General features: G+C 64.2%; 32 protein-coding genes. 15 read left to right on the forward strand and 17 right to left on the reverse strand.

What is annotated here, in order from left to right; all coding sequences use genetic code 11:
* Genes ACVWWD_RS07255 through ACVWWD_RS07265 form a run of 3 tightly spaced genes read left to right on the forward strand, consistent with a single transcriptional unit; the run spans position 1 to position 3493 of the window.
* Positions 1 to 693: a response regulator transcription factor gene (locus ACVWWD_RS07255; protein WP_023774499.1), complete on the forward strand. Its 693-nt coding sequence runs from the start codon at positions 1 to 3 to the stop codon at positions 691 to 693.
* The gene (locus tag ACVWWD_RS07260) at positions 684 to 2300 is read left to right on the forward strand and encodes an ATP-binding protein (RefSeq protein WP_457102976.1); all 1617 of its coding nucleotides are present in this window, start codon (positions 684 to 686) and stop codon (positions 2298 to 2300) included. Before ACVWWD_RS07255 ends, ACVWWD_RS07260 begins: the two co-directional genes overlap by 10 nt.
* A 26-nt stretch (positions 2301 to 2326) precedes the next feature.
* Complete coding sequence (locus ACVWWD_RS07265; protein WP_352549584.1) at positions 2327 to 3493, forward strand: NAD(P)/FAD-dependent oxidoreductase; 1167 nt, start codon at positions 2327 to 2329, stop codon at positions 3491 to 3493.
* A gap of 39 nt (positions 3494 to 3532) precedes the next feature.
* On the opposite strand, the gene ACVWWD_RS07270 is transcribed toward ACVWWD_RS07265, so the two are convergent.
* From ACVWWD_RS07270 to ACVWWD_RS07290, 5 genes are all read right to left on the reverse strand, one after another.
* On the reverse strand, positions 3533 to 4264 hold the full coding sequence (locus ACVWWD_RS07270) for a DUF72 domain-containing protein (protein ID WP_352549582.1): 732 nt from the start codon (positions 4262 to 4264) through the stop codon (positions 3533 to 3535).
* 132 nt (positions 4265 to 4396) lie between these two features.
* On the reverse strand, positions 4397 to 4822 hold the full coding sequence (locus tag ACVWWD_RS07275) for an SRPBCC family protein (protein WP_352549580.1): 426 nt from the start codon (positions 4820 to 4822) through the stop codon (positions 4397 to 4399).
* A gap of 42 nt (positions 4823 to 4864) precedes the next feature.
* Entirely contained in the window at positions 4865 to 5311 is a 447-nt protein-coding gene (locus tag ACVWWD_RS07280) for an SRPBCC family protein (protein ID WP_352549578.1), read from the reverse strand.
* Entirely contained in the window at positions 5311 to 5628 is a 318-nt protein-coding gene (locus tag ACVWWD_RS07285) for an ArsR/SmtB family transcription factor (RefSeq protein WP_015314978.1), read from the reverse strand. The genes ACVWWD_RS07280 and ACVWWD_RS07285 overlap by 1 nt, the downstream gene beginning before the upstream one ends.
* A gap of 80 nt (positions 5629 to 5708) precedes the next feature.
* Positions 5709 to 6149 carry a GNAT family N-acetyltransferase gene (locus ACVWWD_RS07290; protein WP_352549576.1) on the reverse strand — a complete coding sequence of 147 codons (441 nt, stop codon included), beginning with the start codon at positions 6147 to 6149 and terminating at the stop codon, positions 5709 to 5711.
* Positions 6150 to 6300: 151 nt separating this feature from the next.
* On the opposite strand from ACVWWD_RS07290, the gene leuD reads away from it, so the two are divergent.
* The 6 genes from leuD to leuB all read left to right on the forward strand — a co-directional run bounded on the left by leuD (position 6301) and on the right by leuB (position 11260).
* On the forward strand, positions 6301 to 6906 hold the full coding sequence (leuD, locus tag ACVWWD_RS07295) for a 3-isopropylmalate dehydratase small subunit (protein ID WP_015314976.1): 606 nt from the start codon (positions 6301 to 6303) through the stop codon (positions 6904 to 6906).
* Positions 6907 to 6957: 51 nt separating this feature from the next.
* Positions 6958 to 7893 (forward strand): hypothetical protein, encoded by a 936-nt coding sequence (locus ACVWWD_RS07300; protein ID WP_352549573.1) that lies wholly within the window; start codon positions 6958 to 6960, stop codon positions 7891 to 7893.
* Between the two features lie 156 nt (positions 7894 to 8049).
* Positions 8050 to 9054: a L,D-transpeptidase family protein gene (locus ACVWWD_RS07305; protein WP_457102977.1), complete on the forward strand. Its 1005-nt coding sequence runs from the start codon at positions 8050 to 8052 to the stop codon at positions 9052 to 9054.
* A gap of 123 nt (positions 9055 to 9177) precedes the next feature.
* Positions 9178 to 9561 carry a RidA family protein gene (locus ACVWWD_RS07310; protein WP_023782119.1) on the forward strand — a complete coding sequence of 128 codons (384 nt, stop codon included), beginning with the start codon at positions 9178 to 9180 and terminating at the stop codon, positions 9559 to 9561.
* Positions 9562 to 9574: 13 nt separating this feature from the next.
* Positions 9575 to 9925, forward strand: coding sequence for a VOC family protein (locus ACVWWD_RS07315; protein WP_352549569.1), 351 nt, complete (start codon positions 9575 to 9577; stop codon positions 9923 to 9925).
* A gap of 231 nt (positions 9926 to 10156) precedes the next feature.
* Positions 10157 to 11260 (forward strand): 3-isopropylmalate dehydrogenase, encoded by a 1104-nt coding sequence (leuB, locus tag ACVWWD_RS07320; protein WP_023793595.1) that lies wholly within the window; start codon positions 10157 to 10159, stop codon positions 11258 to 11260.
* On the opposite strand, the gene ACVWWD_RS07325 is transcribed toward leuB, so the two are convergent.
* From ACVWWD_RS07325 to ACVWWD_RS07335, 3 genes are all read right to left on the reverse strand, one after another.
* Positions 11261 to 11710 (reverse strand): MarR family winged helix-turn-helix transcriptional regulator, encoded by a 450-nt coding sequence (locus ACVWWD_RS07325; RefSeq protein WP_352549566.1) that lies wholly within the window; start codon positions 11708 to 11710, stop codon positions 11261 to 11263.
* Positions 11703 to 12131 carry an SRPBCC family protein gene (locus ACVWWD_RS07330; protein ID WP_352549564.1) on the reverse strand — a complete coding sequence of 143 codons (429 nt, stop codon included), beginning with the start codon at positions 12129 to 12131 and terminating at the stop codon, positions 11703 to 11705. The genes ACVWWD_RS07325 and ACVWWD_RS07330 overlap by 8 nt, the downstream gene beginning before the upstream one ends.
* A gap of 136 nt (positions 12132 to 12267) precedes the next feature.
* Positions 12268 to 12996: a DUF805 domain-containing protein gene (locus tag ACVWWD_RS07335; protein WP_352549562.1), complete on the reverse strand. Its 729-nt coding sequence runs from the start codon at positions 12994 to 12996 to the stop codon at positions 12268 to 12270.
* 370 nt (positions 12997 to 13366) lie between these two features.
* Between ACVWWD_RS07335 and ACVWWD_RS07340 the strand changes: the two genes are divergently transcribed.
* Positions 13367 to 14080 carry a glycosyltransferase gene (locus ACVWWD_RS07340; protein WP_457102978.1) on the forward strand — a complete coding sequence of 238 codons (714 nt, stop codon included), beginning with the start codon at positions 13367 to 13369 and terminating at the stop codon, positions 14078 to 14080.
* Positions 14055 to 14243: a hypothetical protein gene (locus ACVWWD_RS07345; RefSeq protein WP_023793587.1), complete on the forward strand. Its 189-nt coding sequence runs from the start codon at positions 14055 to 14057 to the stop codon at positions 14241 to 14243. The genes ACVWWD_RS07340 and ACVWWD_RS07345 overlap by 26 nt, the downstream gene beginning before the upstream one ends.
* 3 nt (positions 14244 to 14246) lie before the next feature.
* Here ACVWWD_RS07345 and ACVWWD_RS07350 read toward each other — a convergent pair whose 3' ends face one another.
* Positions 14247 to 16115, reverse strand: coding sequence for a DEAD/DEAH box helicase (locus tag ACVWWD_RS07350; protein ID WP_352549557.1), 1869 nt, complete (start codon positions 16113 to 16115; stop codon positions 14247 to 14249).
* 462 nt (positions 16116 to 16577) lie between these two features.
* Here ACVWWD_RS07350 and ACVWWD_RS07355 point away from each other — a divergent pair, with 462 nt between their 5' ends.
* Together ACVWWD_RS07355 and ACVWWD_RS07360 are read left to right on the forward strand one after the other, a co-directional pair.
* Positions 16578 to 17612, forward strand: a complete 1035-nt coding sequence (locus ACVWWD_RS07355; RefSeq protein ID WP_023774477.1) for an aspartate-semialdehyde dehydrogenase — start codon at positions 16578 to 16580, stop codon at positions 17610 to 17612.
* 178 nt (positions 17613 to 17790) lie between these two features.
* Positions 17791 to 18243 carry a GNAT family N-acetyltransferase gene (locus ACVWWD_RS07360; RefSeq protein WP_023774476.1) on the forward strand — a complete coding sequence of 151 codons (453 nt, stop codon included), beginning with the start codon at positions 17791 to 17793 and terminating at the stop codon, positions 18241 to 18243.
* 2 nt (positions 18244 to 18245) lie between these two features.
* On the opposite strand, the gene ACVWWD_RS07365 is transcribed toward ACVWWD_RS07360, so the two are convergent.
* A complete protein-coding gene (locus ACVWWD_RS07365; RefSeq protein WP_352549554.1) occupies positions 18246 to 18653 on the reverse strand; it encodes an ACT domain-containing protein in 408 nt (135 codons plus the stop codon).
* 189 nt (positions 18654 to 18842) lie between these two features.
* Between ACVWWD_RS07365 and ACVWWD_RS07370 the strand changes: the two genes are divergently transcribed.
* Positions 18843 to 19250: a DoxX family protein gene (locus tag ACVWWD_RS07370; protein WP_352549552.1), complete on the forward strand. Its 408-nt coding sequence runs from the start codon at positions 18843 to 18845 to the stop codon at positions 19248 to 19250.
* A 167-nt stretch (positions 19251 to 19417) separates the two neighbouring features.
* Positions 19418 to 19681 (forward strand): YMGG-like glycine zipper-containing protein, encoded by a 264-nt coding sequence (locus ACVWWD_RS07375; RefSeq protein ID WP_023774473.1) that lies wholly within the window; start codon positions 19418 to 19420, stop codon positions 19679 to 19681.
* 105 nt (positions 19682 to 19786) lie between these two features.
* On the opposite strand, the gene ACVWWD_RS07380 is transcribed toward ACVWWD_RS07375, so the two are convergent.
* From ACVWWD_RS07380 to ACVWWD_RS07410, 7 genes are all read right to left on the reverse strand, one after another.
* Positions 19787 to 20632 (reverse strand): acyl-CoA thioester hydrolase/BAAT C-terminal domain-containing protein, encoded by an 846-nt coding sequence (locus tag ACVWWD_RS07380; protein WP_352549549.1) that lies wholly within the window; start codon positions 20630 to 20632, stop codon positions 19787 to 19789.
* A gap of 124 nt (positions 20633 to 20756) precedes the next feature.
* A complete protein-coding gene (rpsP, locus tag ACVWWD_RS07385; protein ID WP_352549547.1) occupies positions 20757 to 21158 on the reverse strand; it encodes a 30S ribosomal protein S16 in 402 nt (133 codons plus the stop codon).
* Positions 21159 to 21206: 48 nt separating this feature from the next.
* On the reverse strand, positions 21207 to 21533 hold the full coding sequence (locus ACVWWD_RS07390) for a chorismate mutase (RefSeq protein ID WP_352549545.1): 327 nt from the start codon (positions 21531 to 21533) through the stop codon (positions 21207 to 21209).
* A gap of 7 nt (positions 21534 to 21540) precedes the next feature.
* Positions 21541 to 23157, reverse strand: coding sequence for a signal recognition particle protein (ffh, locus tag ACVWWD_RS07395; RefSeq protein ID WP_352549543.1), 1617 nt, complete (start codon positions 23155 to 23157; stop codon positions 21541 to 21543).
* A gap of 313 nt (positions 23158 to 23470) precedes the next feature.
* Positions 23471 to 24427, reverse strand: a complete 957-nt coding sequence (locus ACVWWD_RS07400) for a CPBP family intramembrane glutamic endopeptidase (RefSeq protein WP_352549541.1) — start codon at positions 24425 to 24427, stop codon at positions 23471 to 23473.
* A 176-nt stretch (positions 24428 to 24603) separates the two neighbouring features.
* A complete protein-coding gene (locus tag ACVWWD_RS07405) occupies positions 24604 to 25203 on the reverse strand; it encodes a DUF1236 domain-containing protein (protein WP_023782104.1) in 600 nt (199 codons plus the stop codon).
* Positions 25204 to 25265: 62 nt separating this feature from the next.
* Complete coding sequence (locus ACVWWD_RS07410; RefSeq protein WP_023774467.1) at positions 25266 to 26363, reverse strand: zinc-binding metallopeptidase family protein; 1098 nt, start codon at positions 26361 to 26363, stop codon at positions 25266 to 25268.
* Positions 26364 to 26381 lie beyond the last annotated feature (18 nt).

The following is a 26381-nucleotide window of genomic DNA, read 5'->3' on the forward strand; positions in this document are numbered from 1 at the left end:
ATGCCGCATCACATCCTCGTCGCCGACGATGACCCGCATATTCGCGAAGTGATCTGCTTCGCGCTGGAAAAGGCCGGCATGAAAACGGCCGCCGTGTCCGATGGCGCCGCCGCTCTGCAGGCAATCGAACGGCGCACGCCCGACCTTGTCGTGCTCGACATCGGCATGCCAGAGATGGACGGGCTGGAGGTCTGCCGGCGGCTGCGTCACACATCAGACGTGCCGGTGTTGTTCCTGTCCGCGCGCGACGAGGAGATAGACCGCATCCTCGGGCTCGAAATGGGTGGGGACGACTATGTCACCAAACCGTTCAGCCCGCGCGAACTCGTCGCCCGCGTCAACGTCATCCTGCGCCGCGCCCGTCCGGCGGCGCTCGAACCGGCCGACGACAGGCAGTTCGCGCAGGGAAAACTCACCCTGGCGCCGGCCAGCCACGCGGCCGCCTTCGACGGCAAGCCGCTCGCCCTGACGGCGATCGAGTTCTCGATCCTGAAAGGGTTTCTGGCGCGGCCCACCCATGTGCTCGATCGCGACGCGGTGATGGCCAATGCCTATGCCGGCAAGATCCATGTGGCCGACCGCACCGTCGACAGCCATATCCGCAACATCCGCGCCAAGCTGGCGGCGATGGGTTGCCCGGAGGTCATCGAAACCGTGCACGGCGTCGGCTTCCGGCTCGGCCGATGCGGCTGACGACATCAAGCAAGTCGATTGGCAGCAAGTGGATCGGCCGCAAATGGCGGCCGCGCCTTGCCACGGTCGTCGTCGCCATCCTGATCCTGGTGATGTCCCTGCCGCTGGTCGGCCTGTTCTTCTTCCGCCTCTATGAGAACCAGCTGATCCGTCAGACCGAAGCGGAACTGATCGCACAGGGCGCCGCCATCGCCGCTATCTATGCCCAGGAGGTGCGCGACGCCGGCATTTCACCGGAAAAGCTTGGCGTGGCGATGCCGCTGGCGAATGGCACCACGAGCCGAGGCGCCAATCTCGATTCGCCCTATCGGCCGATCGAGCCGCAGCTCGATCTCGCCTCGGATTACGTGCTTCAGACCAGGCCGGTAGGGATCCCTGCCACGGTCGATCCAGCTTTCGCCGCGATCGGCGCGCGGCTGGCTGGGATTCTCGACGCGACGCAGAAGACCACGCTGGCCGGCTTCCGGCTGCTCGATCCCAGGGGCGTCGTGATTGCCGGGCGCGACGAGATCGGGCAGTCGCTCGCCGAGGTCGAGGAGGTGCGTGAGGCACTCGCCGGGCGCTATGCCAGCGCGCTCAGGCTGCGCATCCCCAACCAGCCGCCGCCGCCGCTCTATTCGGTCAGCCGCGGCACCAGGGTGCGCGTGTTCGTCGCCCTGCCGGTGGCCGTCGACGGCAAGGTCGCCGGCGTGGTCTTTGTCTCGCGGACGCCTAACAACATCATAAAACATCTCTATGGCGAGCGCGGCAAGGTGACGGCGGCAGCGATCGCCATTCTCGGCGGCACGCTGCTCATCGGCCTCGTTTTCCTGCGCACCGTCAGCCGGCCGATCTACGCGCTCATCGACCGCACCCAGCGCATCGCCGCCGGTGAGCGCAGCGCGATCCGGCCTCTCGACCACCATGGCACGCGCGAAATGGCGGAGCTTTCCGCCGCCTTTCTCGATATGGCCGAAAGACTACAGGCGCGCTCGGACGCCATCCAGACCTTCGCCACCCATGTCTCGCATGAACTCAAATCGCCGCTGACGGCGATCCAGGGTGCGGCCGAATTGCTGCGCGATTCAGGCAGCGGGATGGCCGATGAAGAGCGGCGGCGCTTCTCCGACAATATCGTCACAGATGCAGGGCGGCTCAACCTTTTGGTCCGGCGGCTTCTCGACCTGGCGCGGGCCGAAAACCTCGCGCCCAGCGGCGAAAGCACCTCGGTCGGCGCCGCGCTGGCGCTGCTCCCCGTCGACGCGAGGCTGGCGGTTGAGGTCGAGGCCGGCGGCGACCTGGCCTTCCGCATCTCGTCCGAGAACGCTGCCATCGTGCTTGCCAATCTCATCGACAATTCGGCCAGGCACGGCGCGACCCTAATTTCCATCACCGCCGCAAGCGCGAGCGGCAGGGTTTCCGTTCTGGTCAGCGACGACGGCGCCGGCATTTCGCCGAGCAACCAAGCGCGGATCTTCGAACCGTTCTTCACCACGCGGCGCTCTACCGGCGGCACCGGCATGGGTCTGGGCATCGTGCTGGCCCTCCTGAAAGCGCATGATGGTACGATCCGGCTGGTTGACTCCGAGCGCGGCACGCGCTTCGAGATCACTTTGCCGGTCGCGTAGATTGCGGACGGAGGATCGGAGAAAAAATGCGCTACGACATCGTCATCATCGGCGGGGCCATCGTCGGATCCTCGGTCGCCTACTATCTGCGCGAGGAAGGGTTTTCCGGCTCGATCGCGCTGATCGAGCGCGACCCGCAATTCGCCCATTCGGCGACGACGCTGTCCATGGCCTCGATCCGCCAGCAATTCTCCATTCCGCAAAACATCCGCCTGTCGCAGTTCACGCTAAAACTGTTTCGGCGGCTGAAGGAAGAATTCGGCACCGACGCCGATATCGGTTTTCGCGAGGGCGGCTATCTCATCCTTGCCGGCGAGGCCGGGCTGCCGATCCTGAAAGCCAACCACGAAGCGCAGGTCGCCGAGGGCGCTGACATCCTGCTCGAGGACGCCGAACAGCTGACGCGCCGCTTCCCCTGGCTGTCGGCCGAAGGCATCACCGCCGGCGCCTATGGCCGGACCGGCGAGGGCTGGTTCGACGCGCATGCGATGCTGATGCTGTTTCGCAAGGCGCTGCGGCAGAAGAAGATCGACTTTATCAGCGCGTCGGTCACCGGCGTCGAGCGGCGGGGTGACCGCGTCACCGGCGTCAGCCTCGACAATGGCGATCGGCTCGAGGCCGATACCGTCATCAATGCCGCCGGGCCGAATGCCGGCAAGGTCGCTGCCCTTGCCCAGCTTTCGCTGCCGGTCGAGCCACGCAAGCGCAACGTCTTCGTCTTCGAGGCGCGCGAGAAATATGCCGACATGCCGCTGCTGGTCGATCCCTCCGGCATCTATGTCAGGCCGGAAGGCTCGGTCTACCTCACCGGCGGCGCCGAGCCGGAGGAGGGCGACGGCCCGGCCGATCCCGGGGATTTCGACGTCGACTGGCCGCTGTTCGAAGAGGTGATCTGGCCGGTGCTGGCAACCCGCATCCCGGCCTTCGAAGCGATCAAGCCGACGCGCGCCTGGGCGGGGCATTACGACTACAACACGCTGGACCAGAACGCCGTCATCGGCCCCCACCCCGAGGTGACGAATTTCCTGTTCGCCAACGGATTCTCCGGCCATGGGCTGCAACAGGCGCCGGCGGTCGGCAAGGCGCTGGCCGAACTGATCGTGCATGGCGGCTACCGGACGATCGACTGCTCGGCATTTGGCTACGCGCGTGTCGCCGAAGGGCGGGCCTTCCGGGAATTGAATGTGATTTGAGGCGGCAAGTACGATCGACGTTAGCTGCCCCTCCAGGGTCTATGCCATCATTGCGTCGACCTTGAGCGCGTTGCCCAGCGCATTGCCTCCGGCCGTGTTGTCGAAAATTCCCCAGACCTCGGCACCCGAAGCGGCCGCTGCCTCGACTTGCCGGCTGAAGCGGTCGAGACTTTCGGCATCGTAGTCGGAATAATAGACGCGCGGCGCGCCATGCCAACGGAAATAGGCGAGGCCGGGCCAGCCGCCCGGCACCGCGGCAGGTGGCGCAGGAGCCGGATCGGCGGCAACGCGCGCGATCCGGCGAGCCGCCAGAAGTGCTTCAGCCCCTGCCTCGAACCAGTTGGGATGGCGCGGCTCGCAGACCAGCCTGGCTTGCGTTCGCTCGCCCAGCATGTCGAAGAAATCGCTCGCGACATCCGGCTCGAACGACAGGCTCGGCGGCAACTGCACCAGAAGCACGCTCAGCTTTCCACCGAGACCTTCGACCTCTTGGAGAAAGCTTTGCAAAAGATCGTTGCAGTCCACGAGACGGCGCTCATGGGTGATCGCCTTCGGCATCTTGGCGGCGAAGCGGAAGTGCTGCGGCACGGCGCGTGCCCAGCGGTCAAAGGTCTCGCGGCGGTGCGGCTTGTAGAAGGACGTGTCGATCTCGACGATCGGAAAGTGCCTGGAATAGCGTTCGAGATGCGATCCGGGTTGCGGGAAATTGTCCTTGTATCGCGTCGGAATGCCCCAGCCAGCCGTGCCTATGAAACATGCCTGTTTTCCCATGCATGGGATGTGGACCAGAACAGACGTGGGTCAAGGCGTGCGGAGGGCGCGTGACGACGCTCCACACGCCGATCAGGCCGCGGCCAGCTTTCCAGTCTCGATATGAGCTTGCAGCCAGGCCAGCACTCGTGCTCAGCCCTTGGCATGTTCAGCCGCCGCCTCTCGCAGCCCGCCAAAGCCGGCATGGCAGATGGTGACGCGCGTGCCGTCGGCGATAGGCTCCAGCAGCCATGCGACCCTGGTTTGCCGCCGGCCAAGCGTGGGATGGTCCCGACCATATGCCCACGTCTGCACGATCCGGCGCGGTGTTTCGATTTCGAGGAATTCACCGCTGGCCGGCAGGTCCCTACCGCCGGCCGTGCGCACGACAACGGTCCAGCGGCCGCCGACGCGATGGTCGGCCAACAGCGACCATCCTGTAGGTATCGGCTGACCCCCACCATTGCTCGACTTCCTTGCCGACCAGCGCCCCGAGACGCGTTCGGGAGGCGCGCCAATCTCGGCCGATGCCATGATCGTCTCGCCATTGGTCATGCTCCGCACCCTGAGAGCTTGCATGATCTATGCCTCCATGGAATTTGTTCCGCCAGCGAAACGAGCTCAAGCTTTCGACGGCGGACGCTCGAATCCCTTGCCCGTCTCGAGCAGGCTCTTCAGGCTGGCCAGCACCAGCGGCCAGCCCTTGGCGACATTGCCAATCAGCCTGTGCGGGCCCTCCGCCTCATGGGTCACGGCAAGTTTCATCAGCTCGCCGTCGGGCTCGATGGTGAAGGTGCAGCGCGTGTAGCCGTCCTCCCTGATCTCGGGCATCCATTCATTGCGCCATTTGATGACCAGGCGGCGTGGCGGGTCGATCTCGAGAATCTCGCCACTGTCGGCGACACGGCCGTCCGGGAAGATCAGCTTCCAGCTGGAGCCCACCTTCCACTCGCTCTCCTGATAGGAGCAGAGGAAGAACTGCCGGTTGAACTCCGGGTCGGTCAACGCCTCCCAGAGTTTCTCCGGCGTGGTGCGGATGTAGGTTACATAAACGAAGCTGTTGCTCATCAGTCTTCCCTTTCGAGGCGTTTCTTCAGGTCACTCAACGCATCAAGCCGATGGCGCTCGAACTTGCCGATCCAGCGCTCGGCGATCTCGTTGATTGGAACCGGGTTGAGGTAGTGCTCCTTCTCTCGGCCCCGGCGGATGGTGGTAACGAGGTTCGCTTCTTCCAGGATCGCCAGGTGCTTGGTCACCGCCTGGCGGGTCATGGCCATCTCTGCGCACAGCGCATTCAGCGTCTGTCCGTTCCTGGCATGGAGGCTGTCCAGCAATTGCCGGCGTGTCGGGTCGGCCAGGGCGCGAAAAACGGCATCCATGCTCATGGCTTAATATGCAACCATTTGGTTGCATGTCAAGCGACAAGACCGCGCACCGTTGACGATGGATAGATCACAGAAGAAAGTCAGCGCTTGCGGGAGATCCAGAAGGCGTCGGGCATGCGCTTCATGCCGATGCGTTCATAGAATCCGACAGCGTCGGGCATGGAAACCAGGCTGATGGCGACCGACGGTCCGAGCTGCCGGGCCACCTCGTCCATCAGCCCCTTGCCGATACCCAGGCCTTGCGCCTTGGCCGATACGGCAAGATCGCTGATGTAGCAGACCCAGGAAAAGTCGGTCAGGCAGCGGGCCACGCCAATCAGCGGCGTGGCTTCCTTGTCGAGATGCGCCATGTCGAGACGGGCGGTCACGATCAGGTTGGCGCCCTCCAACATCGCCTTCAGCCTTGCCTCGTCATCGACAGGCCGGACTTCGCCGAGACCGGACTCCACCAGCACGCGGCGGAATTCGGAAATGCCGAGCGCCGGTTCACGCGCATAGAGGACGTGGGAGTTTTCCGCCATGGGACCAGACTGCACCATCGGGCGGTGAATTCGAAGCTGTTTTGCGCAGCGCCCTTATGCCGGCCCGCACGAACAGTGCCTTTTATTTGCCCCCGGCTTTGTGTAAACCGGGCCCCAGCAAATCCCCCTAACGAAAACACGGGCCAAAGCCATGGAAAAATTCACCAAGCTCACCGGCGTCGCCGCTCCCATGCCGATCGTCAATGTCGACACCGACATGATCATCCCGAAGGATTATCTCAAGACGATCAAGCGCACCGGGCTTGGCACCGGCCTGTTCGCCGAGATGCGCTACAAGGACGACGGCTCCGAAAATCCGGATTTCGTGCTCAACAAGCCCGCCTACCGCAAGGCGCAGATCCTCGTCGCCGGCGACAATTTCGGCTGCGGCTCGAGCAGGGAACACGCGCCATGGGCGCTGCTCGATTTCGGCATACGCTGCGTCATCTCGACCTCGTTCGCCGACATCTTCTACAACAACTGCTTCAAGAACGGCGTGCTGCCGATCACCGTCAGCCCCGAGGACCTGGAGAAGCTGATGGATGACGCATCGCGCGGCTCCAACGCCACCCTGTCGGTCGATCTCGAAGCCAAGGAAATCCGTGGTCCGGACGGCGGCGTGGTCACCTTCGACCTCGACGACTTCAAGCGGCACTGCCTGCTCAATGGGCTCGACGACATCGGCCTGACCATGGAAAAGGCAGGCGCCATCGCCTCGTTCGAGAAGAAGAACGCCGAACTGCGCCCCTGGGCCTGAGCGGCCGCCAGGACCGGCCCCTTTCCGGGCTGGGTCGAGGGAGGGACAGTCATGACACATCAGCTTCTTGCCGGCGTTTGCGGGCTGGCCTTGTTGCTGGGGCCCGCCGCGGGCGTGCTCGCGCAGACCCAGACGCCCGCCGCGCAACAGCAGCCGGCGTTGGAAAAGCCGGCCACCGATCAGGATGCGGGAACCAACGCCGCCGACGCCGCTGACGACGACAAACAGGCGCCGGTGCCGTTCGAAGGCGGCCACCTCACCATCACGCAGCCGGAGCAGGACGGCGAGAAGGTGCTTGCTTATGACGGTAAGCAGCTGGCCAGCAATTACGATGTCTTCTTCGACAAAATTGTGGAAGTTGGCGGCGTCAAGGTGGCCCTGTTCGATGTTGGCGATGGCGGCAATCAATGCGGCCCGGCGACGGTGATCGTCTGGAAGCCGGAAGGCGGCGCCATCCAGAGCACCAAGGTCGAGCAGGACGATTGCGGAGCGCCGCCCGCGGGAGTGTCCGACAACGCCATCTATTTCGTGCCCTATCTCCTGCCGGGGGACCAAAAGCCGGCCCTGCAGTGGTCGCCGACGGATGGGCTGACGATTTCGGGCAATCTCACCTACATGCCGGAACCCGGCACCGACTGGAAAGACATCGATCCGGAAAAGTACCAGAACATCATCGACGCCTTCCACAATGAGGCTGTCTACAAGGAAGCCGAAAAGCTGCTCGGCAAGGACATGCCCGAAATGGCGACCAGCCTGCTGGTCGGCGGCGGCACGGAAAAGACCGCGTCCGGCGCCTTCTTCGCCAGCGGCTGCGTGCCGCACGATTGTGGCGGCAATGACGGCTTCATGGCCGTCGACCCGGCCAAGCACCAGCTCTATTTCGCCCGCCGCGGCGACAATGGCCAACCGAACGCCTGGCCGGCGCTGGCGACATGGCCGGCCGATGTGAAGGAAGCGCTGGACAAGGCGCTGGGGTCGGCGAACTAGCCAGGGCATTTCCGGCGAAAGGGAGGCGCCTCCAGGGCTCTGCCCCTTTTTCACGCAGGACCGCGTCAACGGCGATATTCGCCGGGACAATGGAACCAGATGGGCCGCGCGGCGTCATAGAAGCAGTTTCGCTCGGCAGTGCCTGGAGTAACATCGATGGTCAGGCTCGTTCTTCTGGCGCTTGTTCTGTTCGCCCTCTCAACTGGCGCCACAGAGGCGGCAAAGCTGGACGCAGCCGCCGTCAACAACGCCCAATTCACCGACGCCGCAACGAAGGGCGTCGACGCGACCGTGTTGAAGGCACAGGTCCTTTTGGATCGGGCGCGCTTCTCGCCTGGCCTGATTGACGGCCGCCAGGCGGAGAACTTCACCAAGGCGGTCCGGGCATTCCAGGCGGCCAACGCTCTGCCCGCCGATGGCAGGCTCAACCGGGAGACCTGGGACAAGCTGGTCGCAACCTCGCCAGACGAGGTTCTTGTGAATTACGAGTTGACGCGCAAGGACGTGCGTGGACCGTTTGCCAAGCGCATTCCGGCCAGTATGGAAAGAATGGCTCGCCTGCGCAGGCTCGGCTACCGCGGTTCGCTGGAACGGATCGCGGAGCACTTCCACATCAGCGAACAATTGCTGCGAAGGCTCAATCCGGGCATCAGCTTCAGGAAGGCGGGCGCAAAGGTGCTGGTGCCGGCTATCGACCGAGGCGATCCGCCCCCAGCCGCTGTCAGCGTCGAGGTCGACAAGGCCGCGCGCCAGGTTCGCGTTCTCGACGATTCCGGCAAAGTGGTTTCGGTCTACCCCGCCTCGATTGGAAGCGAAGAGAAGCCGGCGCCGAGCGGCGAGGCACAAGTCACACGCGTGGTCCACAATCCCACCTATCACTACGATCCCCGCTTCGCCTTCAAGGGGGTGAAAACCAAACGGCCCTTCACCATCGCTGCCGGACCCAACAATCCTGTCGGATCGATCTGGATCGATCTGTCCATTGAAAGTTACGGAATTCACGGCACGCCCGAACCAGGCAAGATCGGGAAGACCTTTTCGCATGGTTGCATCAGACTGACCAATTGGGATGCCGAAGACCTCGCCCTTGGTGTGCACAAAGGCACAAAGGTTGTCTTCACCGGAGAAACGGCTGAATCATCCGCGGGCCAACCCGGCTGACGCATCGCGGGAAAGAGAGCCGGCCCGTCGAGGCCGCGGATTCTGCACCGCCGATCCATCCGTATTGGCCCATGCCAGGATCGGTTTTTCCCCGCAAAGTAGCTGCGACAATGCGAGGCCCCCATGCGCAAGCTCATCTCAACCGGCTCGCCGTTCGAAAAGACCGCCGGCTATTCACGTGCCGTGGTGCAGGGCGACTGGTGCTTCGTGTCCGGGACGACCGGCTACGATTACGCCACCATGACGATGCCGGACAGTGTCGAGGCGCAGACGCGCAATTGCCTGGCGACGATCGGCAAGGCGTTGCAGGACGGCGGCTTCGAGATGTCCGACGTGGTGCGCGCGCACTACTACATCACCGACCAGGCCTTCGTGGATGTCGTCTTCCCGATCCTTGGCGAGACATTCGGCGACATCAGGCCCGCGGCGACGATGATCGTCTGCGAGCTCAACAAGCCGGAAATGAAGATCGAGATCGAGGTGACGGCGCTGCGGCGTACGGTGTGAGGAGACTTCCGCCATGAAGGTCCGGCGTATCGTGGCCAATATCGAAACACCGGACGCGGCAGCGGCCAGCCGTTTCTACCATGACGTGCTTGGCCTCGACATCCTGATGGATCAGGGCTGGATCGTAACCTACGGTTCCGAGGACACGATGCAGCTCCAGGTCAGCTTCATGGCGCAGGGCGGATCCGGTACGCCGGTGCCGGATCTGTCGATCGAGGTCGACGATGTCGATGCGGCATTCAAAGCCATGAAGGACGCCGGCTTCGCCGTCGAATACGGGCCCGCCGACGAACCGTGGGGCGTGCGGCGCTTCTATGTGCGCGATCCGCTGGGACGGCTGGTCAACATTCTCTCGCACCGGTGAGCGCATCTTCCGCGGGCCAGGTAACTTGGACATGCCGGCGGCACAGCGCCCCCCCTCTGCCCCGCCGAGCAGAGGGAGGCGTGAAGGAATCGCGGCGATAGGTTCTTCGTCCTCCCCTTGCGCTGTAACCGCTTGGCGTTTAGCAAGGCCGCGTCGCACAGCGCCGCGCGCCTCTTTGGCGCGCAAAGGACGCTGTGCAAACCGAACGCATTCTTTCTGGGACAACTCACCATGGCAACGAAGCATCTTTTCCTGCTCCCCGGCGACGGCATCGGCCCCGAGGCGATGGCCGAGGTCAAGAAGCTGATCGCGGCCATGAACGCAAAGCTCGGCAGTGGCTTCGTCACCGACGAGGGCCTGGTCGGCGGCTGCGCCTACGATGCGCACGGTGCGGCGATTTCCGATGCGGACATGGAAAAGGCTATGACGGCGGACGCCGTGCTGTTCGGCGCCGTCGGCGGGCCGAAATGGGATGCCGTGCCTTACGAGGTGCGCCCCGAGGCCGGCCTGCTGCGCCTGCGCAAGGACATGGAGCTGTTCGCCAATCTCAGGCCCGCCATCTGCTATCCGGCGCTGGCCGCATCGTCCTCGCTGAAGCAGGAAGTCGTCGAAGGCCTCGACATCCTCATCGTGCGTGAGCTGACCGGCGGCGTCTATTTCGGCGAGCCCAAGCAGATCATCGATCTCGGCAACGGCCAGAAGCGCGGCATCGACACGCAGGTCTACGACACGTTCGAGATCGAGCGCATTTCAGGTGTCGCTTTCGAGCTCGCGCGGACGCGCAAGAACCATGTGACGTCTATGGAAAAGCGCAACGTCATGAAGTCGGGCGTGCTGTGGAACGAGGTCGTCACCCAGACCCACAAGGCACGCTATTCCGACGTCAAGCTCGACCATATGCTGGCCGACGCCGGCGGCATGCAGCTGGTGCGCTGGCCAAAACAATTCGACGTCATCGTCACCGACAATCTGTTCGGTGACATGCTGTCCGACATCGCCGCCATGCTGACCGGCTCGATCGGCATGCTGCCGTCGGCCTCGCTCGGCGCGCCTGATGCCAAGACCAAGAAGCGCAAGGCGCTGTACGAGCCGGTGCACGGCTCGGCACCCGACATTGCCGGCAAGGGCATCGCCAACCCGATCGCCATGATCGCCTCCTTCGCCATGTGCCTGCGCTATTCCTTCGGCATGGTCGATGAAGCCGACAAGCTCGAAGCCTCAATCGCCGCCGTGCTCGACCAGGGCCTGCGCACCAAGGATATTTTCTCCCCCGGCATGACCGAGGTTGGTACGGTCGAAATGGGCGACGCGATCATCGCCAAGTTCCTGGGATAATCAGCGGATCTCGCCGGCAAGCTGCTGCAGCAGACCGACGAGCTGCGTCTCGTCCACCGGCTCGAAAAACACTGAGTCGGCGGCCTCGACGGCGACGATCGCTTGCTGGGCGGCGGCCGCCCCGGCGGCTGTGACGCGGATCACCTTGGCCCGGGAGTCCCGGGGATCCGCTTCGCGTACGATCAAGCCCTTGGCCTCCAGCCGGGCGACGACGTCCGAGGTCATCTTCACCTCGGTGCCGGCCTGGGCGGCGAGTTGCACCTGGTTGGGCGGTTCGCCATTGCGGCCAAGCCACATCGCCGAGGCGAGCAGCACGAACTGGACATGCGTCAGGTCGAGCGGCGCCAGCGCCGCTGTCATGACGCGCTGCCAGCGCATGGTGGTTCGCCAGAGCAGCAAGCCGGGGCTCTCCGATGCCCCGCCCTTGAAGCGCGTGTGGAGTTCAGCCATGGTTCGCCAACGCCTCCGCCTGCTCGAACAACTTGGCCATCGACACGTCGAAATCGCCACTGATCTGGGGCCCGAGTTCCGGGCCGACCTCTTCGGCCGAAGGGCCTGAGATATCGAGCCGGTGCGTCACCTGCGTGCCGCCTTCGACAGGCACCAGAGTGTGCCGGAACAGCAGCTTGGTGTCGCCGAACGAAGTTTCATCGGCATAGGTCACGTTTTCGACGAGATCGACGATGGTCGATTCGAACGTGTCCTGACCGACCGGCGTTACCGAGACGCGGGTGCCCTTGGCGAATGGCCCATGCAGCACGAAGGTATCGGAGCCTTCATAAGTCAGGCGGCCTTCATGCAAGGCCTTGAGCGCGTTCCAGATGGCTTGCGCAAGAAGGGGGGAAGTCGCGGTGTATTCATTGGTCCACATCGTTTTGCTCCATTCAACGATTTAATCTGCGCATAGATTATCCGCGCGCGGATTAAATTGCAAGCGGAATCTTCATCTGCCACGAAGATCGGCTGAACCGTCGTTTTTTGGAGTGACTTTTCTCGGGACCTGGCTCCTAAACTCTGACTCCCGCCGGCACCGGTCCCCACTGGTTTTCACGCGCCTGGGTCGGGATCAGCGCGAAGACCAGGATGATCAGGCTGCCGATGCTGGGGACCAGGATCACCAGATAGAGCCAGCCCGACAAGCCGATATCGTGCAGCCGGCGCACGGTCATGCCGAGGCCGGGCAGGAGCGTCGCCAGGAGGAAAGTGCCGCAGAGGCCGACCGTCACCGCCGCCGAGACATCTGTGTCGAAATTGCCCATTTCGATATCGGTGAAGATGCCGATGCCGCCGACGATCAGCAGGCAGACCACCCAGAACAGGCAATAGCCCCAATATTCCTTGCGGCGGGCGCGGCCGGCGAAGTTGAAGTAGTTCTGCGTCAGTCCACGCCAGAAATAGCCCCAGAGATCACTGGGTTCGGCGGTTGCGCTCTCGCTGGATCGGCCGAAATGCCGCGCCTGCCCGCGCGCCGTGGATGCGGTGCCGGCTTGGGCCGGTGCCGCACTTATGCCGGCGCCCACCGTCGAGTTCACGGCCGGGCTCGGGGTGGGTTGGCCAGCGATCGAAAAGACGTCCCGCGCCTGGCCGCCGCCCGGCTGGAACTCGACCGTCGTCCCGTTAGGCATGGCGGTTTGCCGGCGCAGGTTCTCGCGGGTGAAAGTGTAGCTGTTGCCGTCGGCTCCGGTGATGAAGCCGAAGCCCTGGTCTTCGTCATAGTGAAGCACTTCGCCGCGCATCCGCCCGCCCCTTATAGCCCGTTCCCGGCCAAGATGTGGCACAGGCCCAAGCCCATGGGCAAGCCGCCCATAGCTACCGTCTTCGCGGCGAATGAAGCATAAGACACCGAGTGCAACCGTTTTGGCCAAAGCAGACCATGACAGTGGAATATTCCAATGCCGCCGCGGCGACCGACGATGGCGAGGTGACGGTGCCGCCCGGGCGGGTCACCTTGGCCATCTGCCACCGGGCTGATGCTCTGGCCGCCCGGCAAGGGCCTGGCTGGCATTCCACGGGTAGGGAGCTTTCTCGTGAACGCGGCTCTGGCGGATCCGGTTGGATGCGAAACCCGAGGCGCCGGGCCAGAGCACCGGGGCGGAGCCAGGCCTCGTGCTGATCAGCCATCACATCCTGACCCAACAACACCGATCCGCGGTATCGGCTACCACCAGCAAGCTTGCCTTTCTTTGCCACGATCTCATCCCGACACTGCGTCCGGACCTGGTCGGTGCGGGCATCGGCGAGACCCGATACGGCTCTTATCTCGAACACTTCGTGCGCATCGGCGTTCTGCGCTTCCGCCGAGGTTGGCGCGACGTTGAGCGATCACATGCGCAAGGCCGGCGTCGCCGCGCCTGTGGTGTACCGGTTTCCGATGCCCTCCATCCTCCACGAGACCGCTTCGCGCATGGGCGCGACCTCCCGCATAGAGACCGGCGAACCGTTTGTAATCTATTGTTCCACCATCCAAGTACGAAAGAACCACATCCTCTTGGCGCGCACTGGCGGCAGGCGCTGGACGAAGGCGTCAAGCGGTCGAAGCTTGTCTGCGCTGGGCGCTGGGGCTGGATGATCGAGCCGCTGCGCGCCTATCTCAAGACTTATCCGAAGCTATCCGAATCGGTCACGTTCACCGGCCTGGTCAACGACGAGGAGCTAATCCAGTATTATCGAAGCGCCTCTTTCGGCGTCTTTCCCTCGCATATTGAGGGCTGGGGCTACGGCGCCTCGAAATGTCTCGATTTCGGCATTCCGGTGATCGTCTCGACCGCGCCGTCGCTGATCGAGGAGCGGCGGCATGATGCCGGCGATCGACCCCAATGACCAGGCCGGCTGGTACGCTGCGATCCGCAAAATGGCGGAAGACCACGCCTGGCGATCCTCGCTGGCGGATCGCATCGCCCAAAACCACCGCCCGACGCCGGCATGGGCAAGCTGGGCCGCGATCAAGGCCGGCCTGAAGGAGAGCGCGGCCGGCCGTCTCTAGATTTTACGAAGGCCGCTTCTTCGTCTTCTTGTTTTTTGGCGGACCGGCGTTGTCGAATTTCGGCTTGCCCGGCTTCTTCGCCCACGGCTTTGCCTCATGCGTGGTGGCCGGACGCTGGTCGGCTGAAGCCGGTGCACGCTTCTCGAATTTGCGCTTCGGCGCGTTCGGGTCGAATGGCGCCTTGCCGCGATGCGGTTTCTTGTCCGGGCTCGGCGGCTGATAGCCGGCCCGCGACAGGTCCGGCGTGCCGTCCAGCCGCTTGACCACGATGTTGCCCTGCAATTTGCGGTCGGGCTCGATCGCGGCGAGAAAGCGCTCCGCCCAGTCGGCGGCGATCTGCACGAACGTCTCTTCCGGCTGCATCTTAATGGCGCCGATCTCGCGCTTGCTGATGCTGCCGGCACGGCACAGCATCGGGATCAGCCAGCGCGGCTCGGCATTCTGGCGGCGGCCCACCGACAACGAGAACCAGACGCTGGCGCCGAAATCGTCGCGGCGGCTGGGCGCCTCGTCGCGATGGGCGAATTTTTCGCCCGCCGCTCTTTCACGCGATGGTGTGAAAGGCGCGACGTCCATGAGATCCTCGGGCGCCGAGCGGCTGGCGCGGCACTGGCGCACGAAAGCGGCCGCCACCTGTTCGGCGCCATGACGGCTAAGAAGCGCATCGATGAACTCGCGCTCGTCATCCTTCAGCGGTTCGTCGAAAGCCGGGTCGGCAAGAATGCGCTCGTCGTCGCGCCGTATCACGTCGTCGGCCGAGGGCGGGCTCGCCCATGTCGCCGTCAGCTTGGCGCTTTGCAGCAGCCGCTCGGTACGCCTGCGGGCGCTGTTGGGCACGATCAGCGCGCTGACGCCCTTGCGCCCGGCACGTCCCGTGCGGCCGCTGCGGTGCAGCAGCGTTTCGGGATTGGTCGGCAGGTCGGCGTGGATCACCAGTTCGAGATTGGGCAAGTCGATGCCCCGCGCCGCGACGTCGGTGGCGATGCAGACTTTCGCACGGCCGTCGCGCATCGCCTGCAGCGCATGGCTGCGTTCGTTCTGGCTGAGTTCGCCCGAAAGCGCGACGACGGAAAAATTGCGGTTGTTGAAGCGTGCCGTCAGATGATTGACGGCGGCGCGCGTGTTGCAGAACACCAGCGCGTTCTTGGCCTCATAGAAGCGAAGCACGTTGATGATGGCGTTCTCGCGGTCGGCGTGGGCGACATTCAGCGCCCGATATTCGATGTCGAGATGCTGCTTTTCCTCGCCGGCGGCCGAGATGCGTACGGCATCGCGCTGATAGCCCTGGGCGAGCGTGGCGATGGAGCGCGGCACGGTGGCCGAGAACATCAGCGTCCGGCGCTCGGCCGGTGCGGCATCGAGGATGAATTCGAGGTCCTCGCGAAAGCCGAGATCGAGCATCTCGTCGGCCTCGTCGAGAACCACGGCCTTGAGCGTCGACATGTCGAGCGAATGGCGCGTGATGTGGTCGCGTAGCCGGCCTGGCGTGCCGACGACGATGTGGGCGCCGCGCTCCAGCGCGCTCCGCTCGGTGCGCATGTCCATGCCGCCGACGCAGGACGCCACCGTGGCGCCGGTCGGCTCATAGAGCCATTCGAGTTCGCGCGTCACCTGCAGCGCCAGTTCGCGCGTCGGCGCCACCGCCAATGCCAGCGGCGCCGCTGCCGGGCCGAAACGTTCCGCGCCGTCGAGCAGCGTCGGCGCCATGGCAAGGCCGAAGGCGACGGTCTTCCCCGAGCCGGTCTGCGCAGACACCAGCGCATCGGCCTGGCCGAGCTCCAGCACCGCCTTCTGCACCGGTGTCAGGTCGGAATAACCACGTTTTTCCAGCGCTTGTGCCAGCGCGGGAACAATACCATCGAAGTTGGACATCTCGTTCTTTCGGAATTCAGGGGTTCTGCGCTCATCATGGAGCACATGCCGGGGGGGCTGGCGGCGCCAGCCAGACAATCTTGGCCGTTCGTACTTCCTGCCGCCCTTCTTGTACAGGGTGCCATGAAGGCTATGCGTGGTGTCGCCAATTGACTCCTGCCGCAAACCGCGTAAAAGCCCGCTTCGAACGGGACTCGTTTTTCGATGCGCGGCCTTTTGATGGCTCTTCTTGCATTCGATGCCCCCAGCCTCAATGCGAACCATTGGGCCGGGCGCGTCGCCGCGTCGCCTGGTTCTGGCAAAACCCCATTCTTGGCCAAGAAAACCACCAAAACCACCACCAAAACGGTGTGATTCCCTTGGCCTAACCACCCTCTCCCGGGTCCGGCCTGGGGGACGGAACCCGCACTTGGCCGGCGGGTTTTCTCCAAAAACCAAGCGGAGAGGGACAGGAGATCTCAGATGAGTTTCAAGGTTGCGATAGTCGGCGCCACGGGCAATGTGGGCCGGGAAATGCTCAACATTTTGGAAGAGCGCGGCTTTCCAGTGAGCGAAGTCGTGGCGCTCGCCTCGCGGCGCAGCATGGGCACGGAAGTGTCGTTCGGCGACCGCACGCTGAAGGTCAGGCCGCTCGATCAGTATGATTTTTCCGACACGGACATCTGCATCATGTCGGCCGGCGGCAATGTCTCCAAGGAATGGTCGCCGAAGATCGGCAAACAGGGCTGCGTCGTCATCGATAATTCGTCGGCCTTCCGCTACGACCAGGACGTGCCGCTGATCGTGCCCGAGGTTAACCCGGACGCGATCTCGCTGTTCACACGCAAGAACATCATCGCCAACCCGAATTGCTCGACGGCGCAGCTCGTCGTGGCGCTGAAGCCGCTGCATGATTTCGCCACCATCAAGCGCGTCGTCGTCGCCACCTACCAATCGGTGTCGGGCGCCGGCAAGGAAGGCATGGACGAGCTGTTCACACAGACCCGTGCGGTGTTCGTCGCCGACAGCGTCGACGTCAAGAAATTCACCAAGCGCATCGCCTTCAACGTCATCCCGCATATCGACGTCTTCCTCGATGACGGTTTTACCAAGGAAGAATGGAAGATGGTCGCCGAGACCAAGAAGATGCTCGATCCCAAGATCAAGCTGACGGCGACCTGCGTGCGCGTGCCGGTGTTCATCGGCCATTCGGAAGCGGTCAACATCGAGTTCGAGAAGCCGATCACCGCCGATGAGGCGCGCGACATCCTGCGCGATGCCCCCGGCTGCCAGGTCTTGGATAAGCGCGAGGATGGCGGCTACATCACGCCGCTGGAATCGGCCGGCGAGGACGCCACCTTCATCTCGCGTATCCGCGAGGATTCGACCATCGACAACGGCCTGTCGATGTGGATCGTCTCCGACAATCTGCGCAAGGGCGCGGCGCTGAACGCCGTGCAGATCGCCGAGCTCCTGGTCGAGCGCGGCCTTATCCAGCCGAAGAAGAAGGCGGCCTGACGTAGGTTTGTTTTCGCTCACGGGCCGTATCGCCGCTGCCGCGGCGGGCCCTCCGCGAGGGCGCCGGACGACCGGCGGCCCGCGGTCGCCGGGCTCGGCCTTCGGCCGTTAGCTCTCTTCTCCCCGTCACTATACGGGGAGAAGGTGCCGGCAGGCGGATGAGGGGCAGCGCCGACCTATGAGCGATCGCACCAAAATCACTCTGCGCCCGGCCATCGATTCGGATGCCGCCGCAATCGCGACCATGATGCGTGCGTCGCTCAACGCTTTCGACTGGATGCCAGTGCTGCATACGCCGGAGGAAGACCTTTTCTTCATCCGCGACGTCATGCTGCCACGGCAGCAGGTGACAGTCGCCGAGGCTGGCGAAGAGATTATCGGCTTCATCGCCGTGAACGGCGATTGGGTGGAACAGCTCTATCTCGATCCGACCTGGACAGGACAAGGCGTCGGCAGCCGGCTGCTGACGGACGCCACTGCCGCCCTGCCGGTGGTGAACCTCCATTGCTTCCAATCCAACACCGGCGCCCGGCGTTTTTACGAGCGCCATGGGTTCCGTGCGGAAGCATCCGGCGACGGCACGGCTAACGAGGAAGGCCTGCCTGATATTTTGTATGTCCGCCGGCGTTGATTTCAGCCACCGCTGTCCGTAGCCAGCTGGCGCAGCAACCCCATCGCCTCCTCCGCCCGCCCAGCCGGCACAAACAGATGGTCGTGGTAAAAACCCGAGACCGGATTGACGCCCATGCCGGCGGCGGCCAGTCGCGCGGTGATGGCGGCGAGAAAGCCGACGGCTTCCAGCGATGAGTGGATGTCCAGCGTGATCATCCGGCAGCGGAATGAAACGGTGAGTCCGGCTTTCCTTGCCGCCGCCTCGGTCACGATCAATGTCGTGCCCTCGCGCTCGCCAAACACCATGACCGGCTCCAGGCCTTCCGGATGGGGAGCCCCAGGCGCCAGCGTGGCGAAGACATGAATGCCGTCGAGCAAGTCCGGCGTCACCGATGCCAGCAATGTCTTCAGGTCGGTCTCGCCGGTCATTCTTCGTCTCTCTTGTTGCAACGGATCGCCCGCTCCTCAATAGCCGCCATGGGCGAATGCCGATAGCCGGGCCCGCGTCGCGGGGCGCACCGGCGCCAAAATGAATCCGGTCCGTGTAGGATTGCCGGCCCATGCCGCGTCCTTGGCTTGACCCCTGCAAAGGGCTCAAACCAACCGGAGGGAACACCAATGAGCATTTCCGAAACCGCGCCCGTTTCCGGCGCCCTGTGGACCGGCCGCGTGTTGAGCGGCGTCATTATCCTGTTCATGATATTCGACGGCGCCATCAAGCTGCCGCCGCTCGATATCGTCACCCAGGCGATGGTGCCGCTGGGCTGGTCGGCAGATCCGAATGTCGCGCGCATGCTCGGCGTCATCGGCCTGGTCTCGACCGCGCTCTACGCGCTGCCGAGCACCTCCGTGCTCGGCGCCATCCTGCTCACCGCCTATATGGGCGGCGCCATCGCCACCAATGCGCGCATCGGCAATCCGCTGTTCTCGCACACGCTGTTCGGCGTCTATCTCGGCATCATCCTGTGGGGCGGCCTCTATCTGCGCGACCCCAGGGTGCGCGCGCTGATCCCGTTCAGCCGATAGCCAAGAACAACGTCGCTTTATCTTCACGCCAGCGGGTGGCAACACCGATGATGCGATTTTGTCTGAGCGAGCGGCGTCGCGATCTTCGTTTTCCTCGGGATCAAATTAGCCGTCTGAGAGTTAAGCACTTGGCGGCGAGACGGCGATCCGCGTGAGAGGAACGACAAATGAAGAAAATCCTGGCCATTCTGGTGCTGACGACGGCACTGGGTGCATGTTCGCAAACGGAAAAAGGGGCTGCCGTGGGCGGCCTAGGTGGTGCTGCGGTTGGCGCGGCCGTGGCCGGAGATCCGGTGCAGGGCGCTGTTGTCGGCGGTGCGGTGGGCGCCGTGGCTGGCGCGCTGATCGGCCATGCCAGCGAAAGCGGCCAATGCCGGTACCGCGATCGCCACGGTCGGGTCTATGTCGATCGCTGCCCAAGCGGTTATTGATCGGCCGCATTTCAGACATGAACAGCAAAACGGCGGGCTTGACCCGCCGTTTTCGATCGATGAATTGGCTGCGCTCGCTTGAGACAGCCGCCGCCGCGGGCAGCGCTACAGCAGCTCCCGGATGTATCCCCAGGCGTCCCGCCCCAGATCCGCATCAGCGCGGTCATTGCCGCCATGCGCATGCGATCTTGAGCGCGGGGTGGTTTCGCCAGGCAGGAGAATGCGATGGCCGGCGCCTGGGCCCGAAACCAGGCGCGTGGCCTTTCCGGCATCTTGCCGACGTCGGACAATCGAGCGGGCAAATCCCAGGGATGGCCACAGCGCATCGTCGCCGCCCGCGACCAGCATGACCGTCGCCGAAATGTCCTCGACCGGAATGGCGGCCTTGCCGGCCTCCTCCTTGAAAGCGGTCAGGCAGTGTTCGAAAAGCCCGCGGTAGGACACAAGGCCGTCGACGCAGCTTGCTTTCCAATTTGGGTCGGTTGGAACAAACGGGAACGGCAGTCCCTTGAGCGTCCACGACGACCGCTCGGGCCAGCTGACGCCGTCGGCGCCCGGCCCGATATTTCCCCAGACCACCGATGTCGGGCTGATCGCGACAACGGCGTCGATGCGCGGGTCATGCGCCGCAACGAGCAAGGCCGCCTCGGCGCCTTTGGACGTGCCGACATAGACGATACGCCGGCATCCCAAACCGACAAGACGGTCGGTCGCGGCGAAAAAAATCTCCAAGGGGATTTCGCAAATGCCTGGGATCTGGCCTTGGCCGCCAAACCACCGGAGGGCAAGGGCAGAGACGCCCACATCGGCAAACAGCCTGGCGCGCCCGACGTCGACGCGGCCGCTCGATCCGCTCAGCACCACGACACCTGCCGTGGCCTCGGGGGATCGCAACAGGGTTCCGGCGACGACGCCGGACAGGCTCTCCTCCGCGACTGCCCGTTGGTCCATCCGATCCTCAGCCGGAAATCAGAAGCTTTCCAATGAAACAGCAACGGCAGGTGAGCGGCAAATGCAAACAGCAAAACGGCGGGCAAAGGCCCGCCGTTCTGTTCCCGCAAGGAATAGGAAGCGATTACTCGGCGGTAGCGGCTTCCGGTTCGGCCGGTGCGGCAGCGGCCGAGGCGACGGCGGCAGCGGCGTCTTCCTGGGCCTTCTTCAGCAGGGCGGCGCGTTCCTGCGCCTTCTTGCCGGGCTCGGCCTTCTTCGGGTTGGAGCGGGCCTCGCGCTTGGCAAGGCCGGCCTCATCGAGGAAGCGCAGCACGCGGTCGGTCGGCTGGGCGCCGTGCGACAGCCAATGCTTGACGCGGTCGGCATCGACCTTGATGCGCTCGCCGTCCTTCGGCAGCAGAGGGTTCCACGAGCCGAGCGACTCGATGAACCGGCCGTCGCGAGGCGAACGGGCATCGGCGACGACGACGTGGTAGTAAGGACGCTTCTTCGAGCCCGCACGGGCCAGTCTGATCTTCAGTGCCATTTCTTTTCTCCTAAAAGCTCTGATTTCGTTTGATAAGTCAGCGTTTCTTCAACCCGTTTTCGTCACGCCGTTGGCAGCGGCGATCTGTTCGTGGTGCCGGATCACTTCGCGGACGACGAAGTTGAGGAATTTCTCCGCGAAATCCGGGTCGAGATGCGCGTCATGCGCCAGCTGGCGCAGGCGGGCGATCTGCTGCTGCTCGCGCGCCGGGTCGGCCGGCGGCAGGCCATGCTCGGCCTTGAGCACGCCAACCGCCTTGGTGCAGCGGAAGCGCTCGGCCAGCATGTGGATGAGGGCCGCGTCGATGTTGTCGATCGAGGCGCGGTAGCCGGCCAGGATGCTGCGGGCGTCGGCCATGTCCTTTTCTTCGTTCATAGCGTCCTCACTTCTTCTTGCCGAGACCGGGCAGGCCGCCACCGCCGCCAAGGCCGGGAAGCTTCATGCCGCCGGGCAAGCCGCCGCCGGGTAGGCCGGGCAAGCCGCCGCCGGGAAGACCGCCGGGCAAGCCCTTCATGCCGCCGAGGCCGGCGGCCTGCGCCTGCTTCTGCAAGGCTTCGAGCTGCTTGGGGTCCATCTTCGACAGATCGGGCATGCCGCCGCCCATCATGCCGCCCATGCCACCACCGGGCATCATGCCGCCGAGGCCCATCTTGGAGGCAAGGCCTCCCATCATGCCGCGCATCAGGCCGCCGCCTTTGCCCTTGCCGCCCATCGCCTTCATCATGTCGGCCATGCCGCGATGCATCTTCAAGAGCTTGTTGATTTCGGCGGCATCGGTGCCGGAGCCGGCGGCGATGCGCTTCTTGCGCGAGTGCTTAAGGATATCCGGATTGGCGCGCTCGGCCTTGGTCATCGAGGAGATGATGGCGAGCTGGCGGCCGAACATCTTGTCGTCCAGGCCGGCGGCGGCCATCTGGTCCTTCATCTTGCCCATGCCGGGCATCATGCCCATGATGCCGCCCATGCCGCCCATCTTCGACATCTGCTGAAGCTGCTGGGCGAGGTCGTTCAGGTCGAACTTGCCCGACTGCATCTTCTTGGCCATCGCCGCCGCCTGCTCGGCGTCGATGTTTTCGGCGGCTTTTTCGACCAGGCTGACGATGTCGCCCATGCCCAGGATGCGGTCGGCAATGCGCTTGGGGTGGAATTCCTCCAGCCCGTCCATCTTTTCGCCGGTGCCGATCAGCTTGATCGGCTTGCCGGTGACGGCGCGCATCGACAGCGCGGCACCGCCACGGCCGTCGCCGTCCATGCGGGTCAGCACAAGGCCGGTGATGCCGACTCGCTCGTCGAAGCTTTTCGCCAGGTTGACGGCGTCCTGACCGGTCAGCGAATCGGCGACCAGCAGGATTTCGTGCGGGCCCGACACCTTCTTGATGTCGGCCATCTCGACCATCAGCGGCTCGTCGATATGGGTGCGGCCGGCGGTATCGAGGATGACGACGTCATGGCCGCCGAGCTTGGCCGCCTGCACGGCGCGCTTGGCGATATCGACCGGGTTCTGGCCTGCGATAACAGGCAGCGTCGTCACCTTGACCTGCTCGCCGAGCTGGCGCAGCTGCTCCTGCGCTGCCGGACGCCGCGTGTCGAGCGAGGCCATCAGGACCTTTTTGTTCTGACGCTCGGTCAGCCGCTTGGCGATCTTGGCCGAAGTGGTGGTCTTGCCGGAGCCCTGCAGGCCGACCATCATGATGACGACCGGGGCAGGCGCGTTGAGGTCGATGGCGACACCCTCGGCGCCGAGCATGTCGACCAGCTCGTCATGGACGATCTTGACGACCATCTGTCCCGGCTTGATCGACTTCAGCACCGCGGCGCCGACGGCCTTCTCGCGCACCTTGTCGGTGAAGGACCGCACCACTTCCAACGCCACGTCGGCCTCGAGCAGCGCACGGCGCACCTCGCGCAGCGCTGCCGAGACATCCGCCTCCGACAACGCGCCGCGACCGGTCAGGCCGTTCAGGATGGAGCCAAGACGCTCCTGCAGCGATTCAAACATTCGTTTTCCTTTTCCCTGGCACCCGGATGGTGCCCGAGAGGTAATGCGTTCGCGCCCAGTCTCCTAGCAAAAGCCAGTCTCCAAGCAAAAGCCACTACAAGCAAAAGCCCAAAACCAAAAAGCACCCGGGGGCGCACAGCGCTGCCGGGTGTTGGCCTCCAGGATCTGTTTACAGCACTCGGCCTCAAAGAGGTTTCGGCGTCCTGGTCGGCTTGCTCGGAGGAATACTCGTCGCGGAATTCGTGGGCTGTAGACAGGAAATCGGCGAGAGAGTCAAGGCAAAGCCGGTGTCGCGCTGTTTCCAGGGCCGCGATCAGGCCGCATCCACGGCGTTTGGAACCTCAGCCGTGACCTTGAGTGGCGACCGCGGATGCAGCAGCAAGACAATCGTCAGCAGGCTGCAGGCAATGCCGATGAGGGCAATGAGGATGGCATCCGATATCATCCAGCCCGGTCCTTCGAGCGGCTTTGCAGTGAACAAGGCGAAGGAATTGTAGCTCTGCTGATGCGAGATCAGCAGGAAGCCGGTCAAAATGTTGCCGAGATGGGCGCCAAGTGCGGCGCCGAGATTGCCGGTGGCGTAGACCACGAGGGTCAGAAGCAGCGCGAAGGCAGCGATCGAGACCAGCACGCTGGCGTTGATGGCGGCCGTCGAACCGCCGCTCCAGTGCAGCGAGGTGAACAGCAGGCCGGGCAGCAGCGCCCAGACGAACGGGCTTCTGAACCGATTGGCCAAGCCGCGCGGCAAGTAGCCGCGGAACAGCACCTCCTCCGACGAGGTCTGCAGCAGGGTGAGCGCGGCGATCGGGATCGCGAACAGCAGCCATGACGGCAGGCTGATCATGCCGCGCGCGATGCCGGGCTGCAGCAGATAGAGCAGGATTTCGGACAAGGACGAGGTGATCAGCACCGCGATCAGCCCCTTGAGGAAGTCCAGTCGCGCTACGCGGCGGCCGGCGCCAAGCAGCGCCGACAGCGGCTCGCCATGCACCCAGCGCATGACGATCCACAGGCCGATCCAGATCACGGCGAAAGAGGCGAGCGCACAGAGGATGCCGACGGGCGAGGCGAGAAAACCCTCCATGTCGTGTGGCGAAGCCGCCGCCCCACGCCAGGCGAAGTAAACACGGGTGCCACCGAACAGCACGGCCGCGGTGGTGGCGCCCCAGAACAGGACGACGATCAGCGTTCCCAGCAACAGGCGCGGCAAAGTCGTCCTGGCGTTCGGCGTGTTGCGATAGCGCTCGAAGGCAGTGTCGTCGACCGTCACGCTTGTCCTCGATCCCAATCCACCGCTGCTTGATCTGGCTGATGGTTTCGGGAACCGGGCGCGATGTCAGCAGAATACGCAAACCCGGATTGGCACGGAACACAGGCGTCGGCCAGCCTACCGCGGTCGCCTATCAGGTTTCGCCGGCGGCCGCTTCGGCGACCGCCGGCATCGCATCAACGCACGACGTACATGATGCGCCGTGTCTGCGGATCGATCAGCGCCCGCTGGCCGTTCACATAGACATAGCGGTAGTTGTAATCAGGAATTTCGCGCAGCTCGACCGTATCGGGCAGGGTCGCGCCGGTGACCACCTCGCCGTCGAGATAGACGGGGTCGAGGCGGTGGGTGTCGACATAGGTCCGTACCGCGGCCGGCGGCGCTGGAAAGTCGCCAACCACCGGATCGCTGGAAATGATTGCACCAGTATAGTCGGTCGAATAGTTGCCGATGTCGGCCGGCGGCGTGACCACGGCAACGGCGGAGCGGCGCTGCGTCAGCACCACGCGGCTGCCGCCGAAATCGGCCGTGACGTAGTCGGAATAGACCCAGCCCTGGCCACCCGCTTCGGCGATGGTGCACCATTTGCTGTTTTCGATGCAGCCGTTGAGCGTCGCCGACTGGCCTGCGGCGAGCACGCCGATCACTGGATACTGCGGACCAGGGCCGGCGCGCACGTTGAGATCGGTGACTGCCGAGACTGCGGTATCGGCCAGCGCCGCGCCCGACATTGCGGTCAGCATCCCCGCTATTGCGGGAAACAATAAGGATTTCATGGGTTCTCTCCGTTTCACAGTCCCTCGGCGGTGAAAACGGGGCAGCAGCGCATGCGTTCCGGCTAAAATGCGCGAGCCAACTCACGATTTGTTCCGCCGTCCACCGGCAAGCCGGTCAGAAGATCGTGTACGAACGCCAGTTTCCGCGCCGTCGCGTCCGAAATGACGAAGGGGTAGAGGTCGGGGAGACCCATGCAGCGGTTGATCGAATTGGAGGCTTCCGACAGCACCAGCCAGCGGGCAAGGATCTTGTCGAAGGGCTCGGGCGTGTTGGCGGGCTCCGAGGGTGCTGCCCGCGGCTCGCCCCCGGTATCGCCCCGCGGCAGTTCGTTCGCCTCCACCGTCTCCAGCCGGCCGAGCGGAAAGTTCAGCGCATGCACCATTTCCAGCGTGTCGGTGATGTGCAGGTGGTGGGCCCAGGTCTCGGCCCAGTCCTCCCACGGATGCGAGGTGGCGTAGGCCGAGATGTGGTCTTGCTGCCAATCGGGCGCCGCGCCGTTGGCGTAATAAGCTTTCAGCGCCTGTTCGTAGTCGGCACGCTCGTCGCCGAACAAGGCGCGGAACGCTTCCAGCCTTCGCGGATCGTCGCGGATCAGGCGGTCCCAGTAATAGTGGCCTAGCTCGTGGCGGAAATGGCCGAGCAGCGTGCGATAATTCTCACCCATCTGGACGCGACGTTTTTCGCGCTCGGCTGAATCGGCTTCGGCGACATTCAGCGTGATCAGGCCGTTGTCGTGACCGGTGAGAATCCGTTCGCCGCCCGGGCCGCCGCCGATCGGATCGGCGAGGAAGTCGAAGGCCAGCCCGATCTCGTCCGTCGGGCTCTGCTTGGGCGCCACCGGCAGGCCGAAGGCGAGCAGCGAATAGATGGCGCGCTTCTTCGCCGCCTCGACGCGAATCCAGCGGCGGCGATTGCCGTCGACCGAGAGATCGGGGATCAGCTGGTTCAGCACGCAGGCACGGCAGAAGACCTGTTCCGGCTCGGCCATCCAGTTGCAGGCGCATTCGTCGGCATTGGTGCACTGGATCGCGCCGTCGACGCCTGACAAGACAAAGCGCGCGTCCTCGGGATCATAGAGCACGAGACTGCTACAGTTCAGGCACTGGGCATTCTCGAAATAGAGACGGTGGCCGCAATGCGGGCAGTCGAAAAGTTTCATTTCGATCTCAATCCATCA

It is taken from the genome of Mesorhizobium sp. URHB0026 (genome assembly GCF_054059755.1).